The sequence below is a fragment of the Caenimonas terrae genome, assembly GCF_042655405.1.
GTDB lineage: Bacteria > Pseudomonadota > Gammaproteobacteria > Burkholderiales > Burkholderiaceae_C > Ramlibacter > Ramlibacter terrae_A.
Map to the genome: position 1 here is coordinate 488,552 of NZ_JBHSMF010000010.1, position 15,868 is coordinate 504,419.

11 protein-coding genes and 1 pseudogene are annotated in these 15,868 nt (G+C 67.5%); 5 read left to right on the forward strand and 7 right to left on the reverse strand.

Translation table 11 applies throughout. The features are described from left to right. The first annotated feature begins 32 nt into the window (after positions 1–32). Positions 33–2,120: a hypothetical protein gene (locus ACFPOE_RS21495; RefSeq protein WP_376852374.1), complete on the forward strand. Its 2,088-nt coding sequence runs from the start codon at positions 33–35 to the stop codon at positions 2,118–2,120. Here ACFPOE_RS21495 and ACFPOE_RS21500 read toward each other — a convergent pair. The 6 genes and pseudogenes from ACFPOE_RS21500 to scpA form a co-directional block, all read right to left on the reverse strand. Next, on the reverse strand, positions 2,117–2,596 hold the full coding sequence (locus ACFPOE_RS21500; RefSeq protein ID WP_376852375.1) for a VOC family protein: 480 nt from the start codon (positions 2,594–2,596) through the stop codon (positions 2,117–2,119). The genes ACFPOE_RS21495 and ACFPOE_RS21500 overlap by 4 nt on opposite strands. A 46-nt stretch (positions 2,597–2,642) precedes the next feature. Beyond that, positions 2,643–4,694, reverse strand: coding sequence for an acetyl-CoA carboxylase biotin carboxylase subunit (locus ACFPOE_RS21505; RefSeq protein ID WP_376852376.1), 2,052 nt, complete (start codon positions 4,692–4,694; stop codon positions 2,643–2,645). 154 nt (positions 4,695–4,848) lie between these two features. Beyond that, positions 4,849–6,381 carry an acyl-CoA carboxylase subunit beta gene (locus tag ACFPOE_RS21510; protein ID WP_376852377.1) on the reverse strand — a complete coding sequence of 511 codons (1,533 nt, stop codon included), beginning with the start codon at positions 6,379–6,381 and terminating at the stop codon, positions 4,849–4,851. Positions 6,382–6,395: 14 nt separating this feature from the next. Beyond that, positions 6,396–7,487, reverse strand: coding sequence for a methylmalonyl Co-A mutase-associated GTPase MeaB (gene meaB, locus ACFPOE_RS21515; protein ID WP_376852465.1), 1,092 nt, complete (start codon positions 7,485–7,487; stop codon positions 6,396–6,398). Positions 7,488–8,018: 531 nt separating this feature from the next. Then, a pseudogene (locus tag ACFPOE_RS21520) lies at positions 8,019–8,207 on the reverse strand (GIY-YIG nuclease family protein); the annotation flags it as partial. Between the two features lie 122 nt (positions 8,208–8,329). After that, positions 8,330–10,489 carry a methylmalonyl-CoA mutase gene (scpA, locus tag ACFPOE_RS21525; RefSeq protein WP_376852378.1) on the reverse strand — a complete coding sequence of 720 codons (2,160 nt, stop codon included), beginning with the start codon at positions 10,487–10,489 and terminating at the stop codon, positions 8,330–8,332. A gap of 94 nt (positions 10,490–10,583) precedes the next feature. Between scpA and ACFPOE_RS21530 the strand changes: the two genes are divergently transcribed. Together ACFPOE_RS21530 and ACFPOE_RS21535 are read left to right on the forward strand one after the other, a co-directional pair. Further along, positions 10,584–12,032, forward strand: coding sequence for a short-chain fatty acyl-CoA regulator family protein (locus tag ACFPOE_RS21530; protein ID WP_376852379.1), 1,449 nt, complete (start codon positions 10,584–10,586; stop codon positions 12,030–12,032). 11 nt (positions 12,033–12,043) lie between these two features. Further along, on the forward strand, positions 12,044–12,949 hold the full coding sequence (locus ACFPOE_RS21535) for a LysR family transcriptional regulator (RefSeq protein ID WP_376852380.1): 906 nt from the start codon (positions 12,044–12,046) through the stop codon (positions 12,947–12,949). 117 nt (positions 12,950–13,066) lie between these two features. Here the strand turns inward: ACFPOE_RS21535 and ACFPOE_RS21540 are convergent, their stop codons facing one another. Then, a complete protein-coding gene (locus ACFPOE_RS21540) occupies positions 13,067–13,462 on the reverse strand; it encodes a helix-turn-helix domain-containing protein (protein WP_376852381.1) in 396 nt (131 codons plus the stop codon). 53 nt (positions 13,463–13,515) lie between these two features. On the opposite strand from ACFPOE_RS21540, the gene ACFPOE_RS21545 reads away from it, so the two are divergent. Together ACFPOE_RS21545 and ACFPOE_RS21550 are read left to right on the forward strand one after the other, a co-directional pair. Continuing rightward, the gene (locus tag ACFPOE_RS21545) at positions 13,516–14,244 is read left to right on the forward strand and encodes an alpha/beta fold hydrolase (protein WP_376852382.1); all 729 of its coding nucleotides are present in this window, start codon (positions 13,516–13,518) and stop codon (positions 14,242–14,244) included. 247 nt (positions 14,245–14,491) lie between these two features. Then, positions 14,492–15,862 carry a sensor histidine kinase gene (locus ACFPOE_RS21550; protein ID WP_376852383.1) on the forward strand — a complete coding sequence of 457 codons (1,371 nt, stop codon included), beginning with the start codon at positions 14,492–14,494 and terminating at the stop codon, positions 15,860–15,862. The last annotated feature ends 6 nt before the right edge of the window (positions 15,863–15,868 follow it).

The window sequence follows — 15,868 nt, forward strand, 5'->3', positions numbered from 1 at the left end:
AAGTAGGATGCGGAAAAACGAGAGGGGCGGCGATGAGGACACATCTGTCGGCGGCAGCCTGGCGCGGGATCGCGGTGGCCCTGCTCGCGCTGGCGCTCGCGGCGATCGGCGCGATGCACTACGCCAGCCAGCGCATGATCGCGATCCAGGGGCCGGGCGCGATGCAGGCGATGGGCGACCAGGCCCTGTGGCTGAGCGTGAACGAGGAGTTGTGGGTGCTCGACGCCGCCGGCAGCCGCATCGCCCGCAAGACGGCGGCCGACCTGGGCCTGGCCGCGGCGGTCAGCAACATCGTGCCGGCGCCCGACGGTCAGGCCCTGCTCACCAGCCGCGAGGACACCAGCTGGCAGGTGGTCAAGCGGGCCGACCTGTCGCGGGTGCGCACCATCCGGCCGAAATGGCCGCCGCAGTTCGAAGGCCATGCGAGCGGCGCCATCCACGTCGCGGTGTCGCCGCAATGGGACATCGCGGTGGCCACCGGCGGCGGCCACGCGGTGCTGCTGTTCGACGGCGAGGGCAACTTCAAGGGCCGCACCGCACCGGGCCTGTATCGCTTCACCAACGGCCTGTGGCACAGCCCCGAGGGCTGGTGGACCACCGACACCAACAGCTTCAAGCTGCGCCTGCTGGACACCAGGACGCTGGCCTTGAAGCAGACCATCGACCTGCGCGACACCACGCTGCCCTATGCCTTCCTCGGCGAACTGGCGGCTTCCGGCGGCGCGCCCCAGGCGCTCACGCAGCAGCCGCCGGTCGCCACCGTCAGCCGCGTCGGCGCCCTGATGGAGCCCGGCCACGTGGTGGACATCTTTCCCGACGGCAGCCAGGCCGTCTACAACCGGGAGCCGATCGCCGTCGTGCGCGACATCGCCTGGTTCAACGGGGACCTGCTGGTGATCGACGGCGCGAAGTACCAGCTCGCCCGCTACTCCGCCCGGCGGGAGGAACTGCCCCGGTTCGGCGACCCGGCGGTCAATGCCGAACTGGACGCGATGCTGGAGCGGCGCCAGTACTGGTCGCAACTGTCCTCGCGCTACGTGTTCCTGCCTGCCGCCACGCTGCTGCTGCTGGGCATGGCCGCCTACGGACGTTCCAAGACGGTGGCGCGCCAGCAGGTGATCGCGCAGCGGCCGCCCTACCTGGTGGGCACCCCTGCGATCACGCGCGGCCAGGCCGCCTGGCAATGGGCCTGGGTGGTGGCCCTGCCCTACCTGCTGCGGCTGGCCTTCGTCTTTGCCGTGCTGTCCTGGTGGCCGCGCTTCGCCCTGCCCAGGCTGGCCGCGGCCGGACTGGTGCACGGCTTCTGGGGCGCACTGCTGTCCAAGTGGCTGCTGCTGTGGCTGCCGCTGGTGGCATGGATGGCCCTTGAGCGCCGCCGCCACGACATGCTCTCGGCCAACCCCGCGCGCGAAGCCATCCTGAACCGCCGCGCCGTCGCCTGGCTGGGCCGCTACGACGACTTCGATGCGATTGCGCTGCCCAACGAGCAACCGCGCGAGACCGTGCTGCTGCTCGGATGGCGTCCGCGCTGGCTGCTGGTGACCAACCAGCGCCTCCTGCTGTTCGCCGCCAGCCCGCGCGAGCGCCGGCTGGTCAGCCAATGGCCGCGCAACAGCGTCGCCGAGGTCGCCAGGCAAGCGCCGCCGGCGGACCGCTGGCTGACACGCTGGCGGCGGCGCTGGCTGCACCGGCGGGTCAACCTGTACGTCCGGTTCAAGGACGGCAGCGTGCTGCAGGGCTTTGCGGCCAGCCAGGTGGCGGCGCGGCGGGTGCTGCAACTGCTCGAGGCGTTGACCGCCGCCGGCCGGGCCCGGGCCGTGGCGCCGGCGGCGCGCCAGTCCGGCCGGCGCTGGCACGAAGTGATCGCCTCCGCCGCCCTGCCCGGCCTGGGCCAGCTGCTGCAGGACCGCTTTGCCAGCGGCGCGGTGCTGCTCACCGCCGCCGGCCTGCTGTTGATGGGCGTCGTCGGTCCGGTGCTGTGGGCTGCCAGCGGGCCGAAGATGGATGTCTCGCCGGCGGCCCGGCTGGCCGGCGCGCTCTGGTGGCTGCTGCTGGCCGGCACCGCGGCGCTGGATGCGTGGTACTTCAGCGCCGCGCGGCGGCGGCGCGCCGCCGCCTAGTCGCCCGCGAGGGCCGCGAAGGCCTTGATCACCTCAGCCGGCGCCTGCACCAGTTCGATCAGCACACCCTCGCCGCCGACCGGCGACTGCTCGTTGCCCTTGGGATGGATGAAGCAGATGTCGAAGCCGGAGCCGCCGCGCCGGATGCCGCCGGGGGCAAAGCGCACGCCCTGCGCCGTCAGCCACTGCACCGCCGCGGGCAGGTCGTCGATCCACAGGCCGACGTGATTGAGCGGCGTCGTATGGACCGCCGGCTTCCTGTCCGGGTCCAGCGGCTGCATCAGGTCCACTTCGACCCGCAGGGGTCCGGCGCCGATGGCGCAGATGTCCTCGTCCACGTTCTCGCTGGCGCTGCGGAAGGTGCCGGTCACTTCCAGCCCGAACAGCTCCACCCACAGCTGGTGCAGCCGGGTCTTGTCGGGGCCGCCGATGGCGATCTGCTGGATGCCGAGCACCTTGAAGGGACGATTGGTCATGACTGCACCTGGTGTTGCGGAAAGGAACTGCGCGCCGGGCGCCGCGTCACGCGGCGAACTCCACGATCGGCTGGTCCACCACCAGGCTTTCGCCCTTGGCCGCCAGCACCTTGCTCACCACGCCGTCGGCGACGGCGAACAGCACGTTCTCCATCTTCATCGCCTCGATCACCGCCACGCGCTCGCCGGCCTGGACCTTCTGGCCCGGCTGCACCGCCACGTCCACCAGCAGGCCCGGCATCGGCGACAGCACGTAGCGGCTCATGTCCGGCGGCGCCTTGTACGGCATCAGCGCGTGCAGCTCGGCGGCCCTCGGCGTCAACACCAGCGCGTCCAGCCGCGTGCCGTTGTTGGCGATCCGGATCGCCAGCGGGTTCCTGCCGATCCCGCGTTCCACCTGCGCGGTGAAGGGCTGGCCGTTGACGGTGCCGCGGATGCGGGCCGCGCCCAGGTGCCAGCTGCTGCAGATGTCGTAGCGCGTCGCGCCGACGGTCACTGCGCTGGAGCCGGACTGGGCCTGGAAGTCGCTGACCGTCACCGGCTCGCGCCGATGCCTGCCTTCGTCGCCGAGCACGACGACCACGAACTCTTCGCCCACCGTGAACTCGTGGCCGGGCAACTGGCCGCTGATGCCGGCGGCACGCTGCAGCGCGCGGCGGTTGACGTACGCGGCCAGCGCCACCAGCAGCTGTGGATCGCCGTGCGGCACGTCCTGCGCGCGGAAGCCCTTGCCGTAGTGCTCGGCGATGAAGCCGGTGTTGAAATCGCCGCTGACGAAATTCGGGTGCGCCAGCAGCGCCGCCTGGAACGGGATGTTGCTGGAGACGCCGCGGATCACGAAGCCGTTGAGGGCCTCGCGCATCTTGGCGATCGCGTCGCTGCGGTCGGTGCCGTGCACGATCAGCTTGGCGATCATCGAGTCGTAGAACATCGGGATCTCGCCGCCCTCCTGCACGCCGGTGTCCACCCGCACGCCGAACAGGTGCTGCGTGTCGGCGGCCCACATCGTCTCCCTGGGCGGCTGGAAGCGCACCAGGCGCCCGGTGGACGGCAGGAAATTGCGGAACGGGTCCTCGGCGTTGATCCGGCATTCCATCGCCCAGCCGTTGCGCTTGACGTCGGCCTGCGCCAGCGGCAGCGGCTCGCCGGCCGCGACCCGGATCATCAGCTCCACCAGGTCGACGCCGGTGATGCACTCGGTGACCGGATGCTCCACCTGCAGCCGGGTGTTCATCTCCAGGAAGTAGAAGGACTGGTCCTTGCCGACCACGAATTCCACCGTGCCGGCGCTCTGGTACTTGACGGCCTTGGCCAGCGCCACCGCCTGCTCGCCCATGGCCTTGCGCGTGGCCTCGCTGATGAAGGGCGACGGCGCCTCCTCGATCACCTTCTGGTGGCGGCGCTGGATCGAGCACTCGCGCTCGTTGAGGTAGATCACGTTGCCCTGCGAGTCGCCCAGCACCTGGATCTCGATGTGGCGCGGCTCCTCCACGAACTTCTCGATGAAGACCCGGTCGTCGCCGAAGCTGTTGCGCGCCTCGTTCTGGCAGGCGGTGAAGCCTTCGAAGGCTTCCTTGTCGTCGTAGGCCACGCGCAGGCCCTTGCCGCCGCCGCCGGCGCTGGCCTTGATCATCACCGGGTAGCCGATGTCCCTGGCGATGCCCACCGCCTGGTCGGCGCTCTGGATCGCCTCGTTGAAGCCGGGGATGGTGTTGACGTTGGCCTCTTTCGCCAGCTTCTTGGACGCGATCTTGTCGCCCATCGCCGCGATCGAATAGTGCTTGGGCCCGATGAACACCAGGCCTTCTTCTTCCACCTGGCGGGCGAACGCCTCGTTCTCCGACAGGAAGCCGTAGCCCGGGTGCACGGCCTGGGCGCCGGTCTGCTTGCAGGCCGCGATGATCCGGTCGGCCTGCAGGTAGCTCTCGCGCGACGGCGCCGCCCCGATGTGCACCGCTTCGTCCGCCAGCTCCACGTGCCGGGCGTCGCGGTCGGCGTCCGAATACACCGCCACCGTGCGGATGCCCATCTTCCTGGCCGTCTTGATGACGCGGCAGGCGATCTCGCCCCGGTTTGCTATGAGGATCTTTGTGAACATGATGAGTCCTTAATTCGGGGGCAAGGACGCAGAAGTCGCAGAAGCGACGCAGAAATCGCAGAAAGGACCCGGTCGATTCTTCATTGTCTTTTCTGCGTCTTCCGCGTTGCTTCTGCGTGTTCTGCGTCCGGTTGTCCGCGTTGGCTGTCCGAATTCAGAGAGGAATGTTCCCGTGCTTGCGCCACGGGTTCTCGAGCTTCTTGTCGCGCAGCATGATCAGCGAGCGGCAGATGCGCTTGCGGGTCTCGTGCGGCAGGATGACGTCGTCGATGAAGCCGCGGGCGCCGGCGACGAAGGGGTTGGCGAAGCGCGCCTTGTATTCCGCCTCCTTGGCGGCCAGCTTGGCCGGGTCGCCCTTGTCCTCGCGGAAGATGATCTCCACCGCCCCCTTGGCGCCCATCACCGCGATCTCTGCATTCGGCCAGGCGAAGTTGACGTCGCCGCGCAGGTGCTTGGAACTCATCACGTCGTAGGCGCCGCCGTAGGCCTTGCGCGTGATGACGGTGATCTTGGGCACGGTGCACTCCGCATACGCGTACAGCAGCTTGGCGCCGTGCTTGATGATGCCGCCGTATTCCTGGCTGGTGCCGGGCATGAAGCCGGGCACGTCGACGAAGGTGATCACCGGGATGTTGAAGGCGTCGCAGAAGCGCACGAAGCGCGCGGCCTTGATCGAGCTCCTGATGTCCAGGCAGCCGGCCAGCACCAGCGGCTGGTTGGCGACGATGCCCACCGTCTGGCCTTCCATGCGGCCGAAGCCGATGATGATGTTCTGCGCGTACTCGGGCTGCAGCTCGAAGAAGTCGCCGTCGTCCACCGTCTTGGCGATCAGCTCCTTCATGTCGTAGGGCTTGTTGGCGTTGTCCGGCACCAGGGTGTCCAGCGACTTGTCCATGCGGTCGGCCGGATCCTTGCTGGGGCGCACCGGCGCCTTCTCGCGGTTGTTCAGCGGCAGGTAGTTGTACAGGCGCCGCAGCATCATCATGGCCTCGACGTCGTTCTCGAACGCCAGGTCCGCCACGCCGCTCTTGGTCGTGTGGCTGATGGCGCCGCCCAGCTCCTCCGCCGTCACCTCCTCGTGGGTGACGGTCTTCACCACCTCGGGGCCGGTGACGAACATGTAGCTCGAGTCCTTGACCATGAAGATGAAGTCGGTCATCGCCGGCGAATACACGGCGCCGCCGGCGCAGGGGCCCATCACCATGCTGATCTGCGGCACCACGCCCGAGGCCATCACGTTGCGCTGGAACACGTCGGCATAGCCGCCCAGCGACGCCACGCCCTCCTGGATCCGCGCGCCGCCCGAGTCGTTCAGGCCGATCACCGGGGCGCCGACCTTCATCGCCTGGTCCATCACCTTGCAGATCTTCTCCGCGTGGGCTTCGGACAGGGCGCCGCCGAACACGGTGAAGTCCTGGCTGAAGACGAACACCAGCCGGCCGTTGATCATTCCGTAGCCGGTGACGACGCCGTCGCCGGGGATCTTGTTGTCGGCCATGCCGAAGTCCACCGAGCGGTGCTCGACGAACATGTCCCATTCCTCGAAGGTGCCTTCGTCCAGCAGCAGTTCCAGCCGCTCGCGCGCCGTCAGCTTGCCCTTCTTGTGCTGGGCGTCGATCCGCTTCTGGCCGCCCCCCAGGCGCGCCGCGGCGCGTTTCTGTTCCAGTTGCGCGAGGATGTCTTGCATGAATAGTTCGCCAGTTATTCCGTTGGCCCTGAGCTCGGCCTGTCCTGAGCTTGTCGAAGGGTCGAAGGGCTTGAGACAATGTTCGCATGGGCTTCGACAGGCTCAGCCCGAACGGTTGGTGTATTCGCAGCCAGCAGCTGCCGGGCCGCGGCGGACGCCGGCACCCTTCCTTCTTCCACGTCGCGCATCAGCGCCGGCATCATCTTCTTCACCGCCGGGTGCTGCCGGAAATCCTGCTTCAGGCCGGCCTCGATCCGTTCCCACATCCAGTCCAGCGCCTGGCGCTTGCGGCGGGCCGCGAAGGCGCCGTTGGCGGTCTGCAGGCGGCGGAAGTGCGTCACCTCCTTCCAGAAGCGCTCCACGCCGTCGCCGCCCAGCGCGCTGAGCTGGATCACCGTGGGGTGCCACGCGTCCTTGTTGTGCAGCGCATGGTGCGGGTCGCCGTGCTGGCCGAACAGCCGCATGGCGCTGGTGATCTGGGCCTGGGCCCGGGTGGCGGCGCCGGCGTCGAGATCGGACTTGTTGACCACCACCAGGTCGGCCAGCTCCATCACGCCCTTCTTGATCGCCTGCAGGTCGTCGCCGGCATTGGGCAGCTGCATCAGCACGAACATGTCGGTCATGCCGGACACGGCCGTTTCGCTCTGGCCCACGCCCACCGTTTCCACGATCACGATGTCGTAGCCGGCGGCCTCGCACACCAGCATCGCCTCGCGCGTCTTCTCCGCCACCCCGCCCAGCGTGCCGCTCGAGGGGCTGGGCCGGATGTAGGCGCGCTCATTGACCGACAGCCGTTCCATGCGGGTCTTGTCGCCGAGGATGGACCCGCCGGACACGGTGGAGGACGGATCGATGGTGAGCACCGCGACCCGATGGCCCTGCGCGATCAGGAACAGCCCGAGCGCCTCGATGAAGGTGCTCTTGCCCACCCCCGGCACGCCGCTGATGCCCAGGCGGAACGAGTTGCCGGTGTGGGGCAGAAGGTCGGTGAGGAGCTGGTCGGCCTGCGCGCGGTGGTCGGCGCGGGTGGATTCCAGCAGCGTGATCGCCTTGGCGACGGCGCGGCGCTGCTGCTGGGCTTGCGATTGATCAAGGATGCGATCCAGCAACTCCCGTTCGGGCTGAGCCCCACTCCGTTCGGGCTGAGCTTGTCGAAGCCCCGCAAGCCCTTCGACAGGCTCAGGGCGAACGGTCCTTTTCCCTTCGACAGGCTCAGGGCGAACGGTGTTACTCCGTTCGGGCTGAGCTTGTCGAAGCCCCGTGAGCCCTTCGACCGGCTCAGGGCGAACGGTCCTTTTCCCTTCGACAGGCTCAGGGCGAACGGTGTTACTCCGTTCGGGCTGAGCTTGTCGAAGCCCCGCGAGCCCTTCGACCGGCTCAGGGCGAACGGTCCTTTTCCCTTCGACCGGCTCAGGGCGAACGGTCCTTTTCCCTTCGACAGGCTCAGGGCGAACGGTGTTACTCCGTTCGGGCTGAGCTTGTCGAAGCCCCGCAAGCCCTTCGACCGGCTCAGGGCGAACGGTCCTTTTCCCTTCGACAAGCTCAGGGCGAACGGATTTTGCTGGCGAGGATTTCGACTTCGCCAGTCCCTTGATCCGTTCCCAATCGCCCGCCATCAACGCTTCCTTCTTCGCCCTTGACCAGCCCTTGATCTGCTGCTCGAACGCAATCGCGCCCTCCCTGCTATCGAACTCCCCCTGCCACACCAACTCGACGGGCTTGCGCGTCGACGTATAGCCGATCTCCCCGGCGCCATGCTGCTGCATCCGCGCCTCCAGATCGTCGGTCTGGCCCGCGTAGTAGGAGCCGTCCGAACACCGCAACATGTACACGTAGAAAGGCTTCACGCGAATTCTTGTGCGAGGGCTTCGACAGGCTCAGCCCGAACGGAGGTGAGCGCCCGAACGGAGGTGAGCGCCCGAACGGAGGGCATGGCCAATCCTCATCTTCAGCCCAGCGCCTTGCGGATCTGCTCGAGCACATCCTTGGCCGACGCGGGAATCGGGGTGCCCGGGCCGTAGATGCCCTTGACGCCGGCGTTGTAGAGGAATTCGTAATCCTGCTGCGGCACCACGCCGCCGACGAAGACGATGATGTCGCCGCCGCCCTGCTTCTTGAGCTCCTCGATGATCGCGGGCACCAGCGTCTTGTGGCCGGCGGCCAGCGTGCTGACGCCCACCGCATGCACGTCGTTCTCGATCGCCTGGCGCGCGCATTCCTCGGGCGTCTGGAACAGCGGGCCGATGTCGACGTCGAAGCCCAGGTCGGCGAATGCCGTGGCAACCACCTTGGCGCCGCGGTCGTGGCCGTCCTGCCCCAGCTTGCTGATCATCACGCGCGGGCGCCGGCCCTGCTCCTGCGCGAAGGCCGCGATCTCGCTCTTGAGTTTGTCCCAGCCCTCGGCTGAATCGTAGGCAGCTGCATACACACCGGTCACCTTTTGCGTGTCGGCGCGGTGGCGCCCGAAGACCTTTTCCAGCGCATCGGAAATCTCGCCGACGGTGGCGCGGGCCCGCACGGCGTCGATCGACAGCGCCAGCAGGTTGCCGTCACCCTTGTCGGCCGCCGCCGTCAGCGCGTCCAGCGCCTTCTGCACCCTGGCCCCGTCGCGCGAGGCCCGGACCTGCTTCAGCCGCGCGATCTGCTGCTCGCGCACCATCACATTGTCGATGTCGCGGATCTCCAGCGGGGCGTGCTCGTCCAGCTTGTACTTGTTGACGCCGACGATCACGTCCTTGCCGGAATCGATGCGCGCCTGCTTCTCGGCCGCCGCCGCCTCGATCTTGAGCTTGGCCCAGCCGCTGTCCACGGCCTTGACCATGCCGCCCATGGCCTGCACTTCCTCGATGATCTTCCAGGCGGCATCGGCCATGTCGGCGGTCAGCTTCTCCATCATGTAGCTGCCGGCCCAGGGGTCGATCACGTTCGGGATGTGCGTTTCTTCCTGGATGATCAGCTGCGTGTTCCTGGCGATGCGCGAGCTGAACTCGGTGGGCAATGCGATGGCTTCGTCGAAGCTGTTGGTGTGCAGCGACTGGGTGCCGCCGAACACCGCGGCCATCGCCTCGATGGTCGTGCGCACGATGTTGTTGTACGGGTCCTGCTCGGTCAGGCTCCAGCCGGAGGTCTGGCAGTGGGTGCGCAGCATCAGGCTCTTGGCATTCTTGGCGCCGAAGCCGCTCATGATGCGGTGCCACAGCACGCGGGCGGCCCGCATCTTGGCCACTTCCAGGTAGAAGTTCATGCCGATCGCCCAGAAGAACGACAGCCGGCCGGCGAAGTCGTCCACGTCCAGGCCCTTGGCCTGCGCCGTCTTCACGTACTCCATGCCATCGGCCAGCGTGAACGCCAGCTCCAGCGCCTGGTTGGCGCCGGCCTCCTGCATGTGGTAGCCCGAGATCGAGATCGAGTTGAACTTCGGCATGTTCTTCGCCGTGTACTCGATGATGTCGCCGATGATCCGCATGCTGGGTTGCGGCGGATAGATGTACGTGTTGCGGACCATGAACTCCTTGAGGATGTCGTTCTGGATGGTTCCGCTCAGCTTGTCCTGCGAGACGCCCTGCTCCTCGGCCGCCACGATATAGCCGGCCAGCACCGGCAGCACGGCGCCGTTCATGGTCATGGAAACAGACACCTTGTCCAGCGGAATGCCGTCGAACAGGATCTTCATGTCCTCCACCGAGTCGATCGCCACGCCGGCCTTGCCGACGTCGCCGGTCACGCGCGGATGGTCGCTGTCGTAGCCGCGGTGGGTGGCCAGGTCGAAGGCCACCGACACGCCCTGGCCGCCGCCGGCCAGGCCCTTGCGGTAGAACGCGTTCGATTCCTCGGCGGTGGAAAAGCCCGCGTACTGGCGGATGGTCCACGGGCGCGCCGCATACATGGTGGCCTGCGGTCCGCGCAGGTAGGGCGCGAAGCCGGGCAGCGAATCGGTGTGCGGCAGGCCCTGCGTGTCGGCCGCGGTGTACAGCGGCTTGACCGTGATGCCGTCGGGCGTGTGCCAGTTCAACGCATCCACGTCGCCGCCGGGGGCCGATTTGGCGGCGGCCTTGGTCCATTGGTCCAGATTGGCGGCGGGGCTTGGGGTTCGATTCGGCTCGGTCATAACATTGCAATCTTCGCAAAGTTTTCGCCGGGTCGCAACGCTAAAATGCGAATCTACCGACTCTGATCCATGCAAATTTGCGAGGTTTGCGAAGATGACCAAGGCCTACATGGGCATTCGCCTCAAGACGCTGCGGGAGCGCCAGGGACTGACCCAGGCCGCATTGGCGGCCTCGCTCAAGATCTCGCCCAGCTACCTCAATCAGATCGAGAACGACCAGCGCCCGCTGACGGTGCCCGTGCTGCTGCGCCTGCAGTCCGCCCACGGCATCGACCTGCAGCTGTTTTCGGACGACGAGAACGCCCGCCGGCTGAGTGATCTGCAGTCGGTGTTCACCCGCGACCCCGAGGGCCTGGCCGTGCCCCTGGCCGAAGCCAAGGTGGTGGCCTCGCAGCTGCCCGCGGTGGCGCGGGTGCTGCTGCACCTGCACAGCCGGTCGCGCGCCATCGAGGACAGGCTGTCGTCCATCATCGCCGGCGCCGACGGCGACCGGCCGGGCGCCGGTCCCGCCGCGCCCCTGCAGCCCTATGAAGAGGTGCGCGAATTCTTCTACACCCGCCACGACCACATGGCGGTGCTGGACGAGCAGGCCGAGCAGCTCTATGAGGCGGTCACCGACGGCATGGCGCCCGGCCCGGTGCATGCGGCCGACCTGCTGGTCCGGCTGCAGGACAGGCTGGCCAGGCACCACGGCGTCCGCGTGCGCCTGGACGCCAGCACCCGCGCATCGGACCAGGCGCTGCGCAGCTACGACGCGGCCAGCGCCACCATGTCGCTGGCCTGCGACATGGACCCGGGCCAGCAGGCCTTCCAGCTGGGCGTGCAGCTGGCCTTCCTGGAGATGGGCAGCCAGATCGACGCCTTCACCACCGCGGAGTCCTTCACCACGTCGCAGGCGCGCAGCCTGGCGCGCCTGGGCTTTGCCAATCACTTCGCCGGCGCCCTGGTGCTGCCCAACCGCCTGTTCCAGGACACGGCCGAGGCCTTGCGCTATGACATCGAGCTGCTGAGCGACCGCTTCGGCGTCGGCTTCGAGACCATCGGCCACCGGCTGTCCACCATGCGCCACGCTCCGGGCAGCGGCGTGCCTTTCTTCTTCGTGCGGGTGGACCGCGCGGGCAATGTCTCCAAGCGCCAGTCCACGGCGGACTTCCACTTCTCGCGCCACGGCGGCACCTGCCCGCTGTGGAACGTGTACGAAGCCTTCTCGCAGCCCGGCACCATCCTGACGCAGCTGTCGCGCATGCCCGATGGCCGCACCTATCTGTGGATCGCGCGCACGGTGGAACACCGGCGGGGCGGCTACGGCGCGCCCCGGCGCATCTTTGCCGTGGCCCTGGGCTGCGACGTGCGCTACGCCGATCGCCTGGTCTATGCCAAGGGCCTGAACCTGACCGACCCCGACGCCGCCACCCTGATCGGCGCCGGCTGCAAGGTCTGCGACCGGGCCGACTGCGCCCAGCGCGCCTTCCCGCCGCTGGGCCGCACCCTGCAGATCGACGAGAACCAGCGCGGATTCGCGCCCTATTCCTCGGGCATGTGAAGGAGGACGGCATGCGCGACATCGACCCCGTGTCCATCCGCCTGTTCCTGGCCACGCTGGAGGAAGGCAGCATCGCCCGCGCCGCGGCGCGCGAGGCCATCGTGCCCTCGGCCGTGAGCAAGCGCATCTCCGAGATGGAGGCGGAACTCAAGGTGCCCCTGCTGGACCGCAGCGTCAAGGGCGTGCACCCCACGCCGGCCGGCCAGGCCCTGGCCCACCATGCCCGCAACCTGCTGCAAGGCATGGACAGAATGCAACGCGAAATGGCCGGCTATGTGGAGGGGGTGCGCGGCCTGATCAAGGTGCTGGCCAGCGTGACGTCGCTGTCGGGCGAACTGCCGGCCGACATCATGCGGTTTCGCACCGAGCGGCCGCAGATCGAGATCGACGTGGAAGAGCGCACCACGCCGGCCATCTACCGCGGCGTGCGCGACGGCCTGGCCGACGTGGGCATCGCCTCCGAGTTCGCCAGCCACGAGGGCCTGCAGGTCTTCCCGTATCGGCGCTACGCACTGGCCGCCGTGCTGCCGGCGGGCCACGCCCTGGCCGAGGCGGCGCAACTGGCCTATGCGCAGCTGCTGGCCGACGACCTGGTGGAGTTGAGCCGCGACAGCGGCATCAGCCAGGTGTTCGACGACGCTGCCCGCGCCGCGCGCACCTCGCGCACGGTCCGCGCCCGCGTCAGCTCGTTCGAGACCATCTGCACCCTGGTGGCGCGCGGCATGGGCGTGGGCGTGGTGCCGCTGTACCTCAAGGCCGCCAAGGAAAAATCATTGGGCCTGCGCTTCGTGCCGCTGGCCGACGACTGGGCCCAGCCGCGCAGCTTCATCGCCGTGCGCGACTACGACACGCTGCCGGTGGCGGCGCAGGCGTTCGTGGCGCATTTGCGGGAGAGCGCGGCGGGGGGTGGGGATTGAGGCGGGGGAGAAGTCTCGTGTGCCGTCTGCAACGTCCGCGGCGCGTCCGGTCACTGCATACAGTTGCCGGTGTGAGCCAGCGGGCCATTCTTCGCAGGTCTTGAGCTGCAGCAGCCATCAGGAACTCGTCGCGTGCCTCAGCGCGGGCGCTGGCCCACTCGCCCCAGCCTCCAGCCAGGCGATCTTTTGATCCAGGAATGACAGCATCGTGTGGAGCTCGATGCCGCGGCGCCTCAACTTGTCACGCTGGCTGACCAACGCCCTAAGCATCTTTCCCTTGCCATTCCCCGAACGCCGCTCGGCAACGAGCGTCTGGATCTCGCGCAGCGACATCCCCACGGACTGCCCCGCCTGGATGGCGTTCAGTAGCCGCAGGTCTGTGTCAGTGAATTCGAGGTAAGGCCTCGATCCACCCGCCAGGCCGGCCTTGGGCGTCAGCAGGCCCTCACGGACGTAGTGACGCACGGTTGTGGGCTTCACACCTCCACGCCGCGCAAATTCGGCAATCCACATCGCGTTCTCCTGGGGCTTGACTGTGCAGTCGACTGCACAGTTATAACAACTCCATGAACCAGCCCACGCCTGTCCTCCTCCTGCCCGGCCTCATGAACGACGAGCGCGTGTGGAGCCCGCTCCTGCCCGTGCTGGGTGCCGGTCGCCGCGTTCACATTGCCCCGACGCATCTGCATGCAAGCGTGGTGGACTCGGCGCGCGAAGCAATCGCCGCCCTGCCGCCCGGGTCGTTTGCCGTGGCGGGGTTTTCATTGGGCGGCTACGTTGCCCTGGAAGTCTGCCGCCAGGCCTCTGAGCGGATTGCCGGTCTTGGGCTCCTGGACACAGGCGCGGGTGCGGACTCCGAAGAGGCAAGGCAGGCGCGCGTGCGCATGGTGCAGGCGATGGGCCGCGGCACGGCGACCCTAGGCCAGATTGCCGCGGGGTTTGCGTCCCGGGTGGTGCATCCCTCACGTCTGCAAGACAAGGCGCTTCTCTCGCTGCTGGCCGACATGGCGGCGTCCGTGGGAAGCGCGGGCTTTGCCAGACAGCAGCAGGCCTCAATGGACCGCGTCGACAGCCGCGCCATGCTGAAGGATCTGCGGGTTCCCGCGTTGGTGCTGTGTGGGCGCGAAGACCAGGTGACTCCTCTTGCACTGAGCGAGGAAATGGCAGCCCTCCTGCCCGACGCGGAACTGGTGACCGTCGAGGTGTCCGGCCATATGACGACTCTGGAACAACCGGGCATCGTGGTGCCGGCGGTCCTGCGTTGGCTAGACCGCGTGGATGCCCGCTCTGTCTAGGCGTTGTGGACCGCCAGCGACAACGCAGCAGCAAGCCGAATCGGCGTACTTCTGGGTACCACGAGCAGGGAACGCTCTCCATGCCGAACTGGCGGTAGCGTTTCGAACGGCGCCGGCGTCGCCGATGCAGCGATGCCGCCGCGAGATCGGCAGGGGTCGACCCCTACGGCGTTCATCACACAGGCTAGTATCATCATTGATAGATTGCCAGACAGTACGGAGCACAGCGAAGGAGCGCGCTCATTTCTTGCCCATCCAGCCCCTTGAAAGTCGATTGATGTTCGGACGAAGCCGGTTGGCGCTGGGCGTTGGCGCGGGCCTGACGATCGGCTTTCTCGCCCTGATCGTGATCGTGGGCGCCACCATCTGGCTGGTGGAACGCGGCAACAGCCTGTTCGAGCAATCGGCATTGCAGCGCTCGATCCGCATCGTCGCGGTGGATCTGCGCGATCATTTGCGCACCGCGGAGTCGAGCCAGCGCGGATTTCTGCTGACCGGCAACCAGATCTACCTGGCCCCTTACGACACGGCCAAGACGCGGGCGCGGCAGGAGCTGGATGATCTGGGCCGGATGATTGCCCCGGATGCCCCGAACCGGGCCATGCTGCCCCGGTTGTCGGAGGCGGTCGGCGAAAAGATCGCAGAGATGGACAACACCATTGCGCTGAAAAGCGCCGGCCGCGATGCCGATGCCCTGGCATTGCTCCGGCAAAATCGCGGCAAGACGCTGATGGACGAAATCAACGTCTTTCTCTATGGCGCGGTATTGACCGCCGACGAGAGCGCAGCGCTCGACAGCGCAGAACAGCAGCGCAATGCATCGCTGCTGCGCTGGATCTCGGCGGGTGCCGCCGTGGTCATCATCCTGGTGGTGTTCGTGGTGGCCTTTACCGTCTACCGCAACGGCCAGGACCTGAAACTGGCGCGCGACGAAGTGCGGGCCATCAATCTGAGCCTGGAAGAACGCGTGAAGACCCGCACGGCCGATCTGGCCATGGCGCGGGAACGCGCGGAAGTCCTGCTGACCGAGGTCAATCACCGCGTGGCCAACAGCCTGCAGCTGGTGGCGGTGCTGGTGGGGATGCAATTGCGCTCCGTCACCGATACCGCGGCCAAGGATGCATTGCGCGAAACGCAATCGCGGATCAATGCCATCTCGCTGATCCACAAGAGCCTTTACACATCCGGCGATGTGACCAACGTGGCGCTGGACGATTATCTGGGCGCCATGCTGGGCAATCTGGAAACGGCGATGAAGAAGGACGGCCATACCGCCATCCTGAAATGCTATCTGGAGCCGATCTCGCTACGCACTGACGCCAGCGTCAGCCTGGGCGTGGCCGTCCAGGAACTGGTCACCAACGCCTTCAAATATGCCTATCCCGACGACAAGCCGGGCGAAGTGCGGGTGCGGCTGAAGCGATTGGGCGACGGCAGGGCCGAACTGACGGTCGAGGATGATGGCGTGGGGATGGCGGCAAACGCCAAGCATGCCGGCACGGGGCTGGGCAGCAAGATCATTCATACGATGGCGTCGTCGCTGCAGACAACTGTGGAATACATCAACCGCGCGCCGGGGACGGCTGCGCGGCTGGTGCTGACGACGGCGAATGCGTGATGGGAC

Coding starts and splice junctions, on each gene's coding strand:
- ACFPOE_RS21495 (WP_376852374.1), top strand. CDS start 33: ATGAGGACACATCTGTCGGCGGCAGCCTGGCGCGGGATCGCGGTGGCC.
- ACFPOE_RS21500 (WP_376852375.1), bottom strand. CDS start 2,596: ATGACCAATCGTCCCTTCAAGGTGCTCGGCATCCAGCAGATCGCCATC.
- ACFPOE_RS21505 (WP_376852376.1), bottom strand. CDS start 4,694: ATGTTCACAAAGATCCTCATAGCAAACCGGGGCGAGATCGCCTGCCGC.
- ACFPOE_RS21510 (WP_376852377.1), bottom strand. CDS start 6,381: ATGCAAGACATCCTCGCGCAACTGGAACAGAAACGCGCCGCGGCGCGC.
- scpA (WP_376852378.1), bottom strand. CDS start 10,489: ATGACCGAGCCGAATCGAACCCCAAGCCCCGCCGCCAATCTGGACCAA.
- ACFPOE_RS21530 (WP_376852379.1), top strand. CDS start 10,584: ATGACCAAGGCCTACATGGGCATTCGCCTCAAGACGCTGCGGGAGCGC.
- ACFPOE_RS21535 (WP_376852380.1), top strand. CDS start 12,044: ATGCGCGACATCGACCCCGTGTCCATCCGCCTGTTCCTGGCCACGCTG.
- ACFPOE_RS21540 (WP_376852381.1), bottom strand. CDS start 13,462: ATGTGGATTGCCGAATTTGCGCGGCGTGGAGGTGTGAAGCCCACAACC.
- ACFPOE_RS21545 (WP_376852382.1), top strand. CDS start 13,516: ATGAACCAGCCCACGCCTGTCCTCCTCCTGCCCGGCCTCATGAACGAC.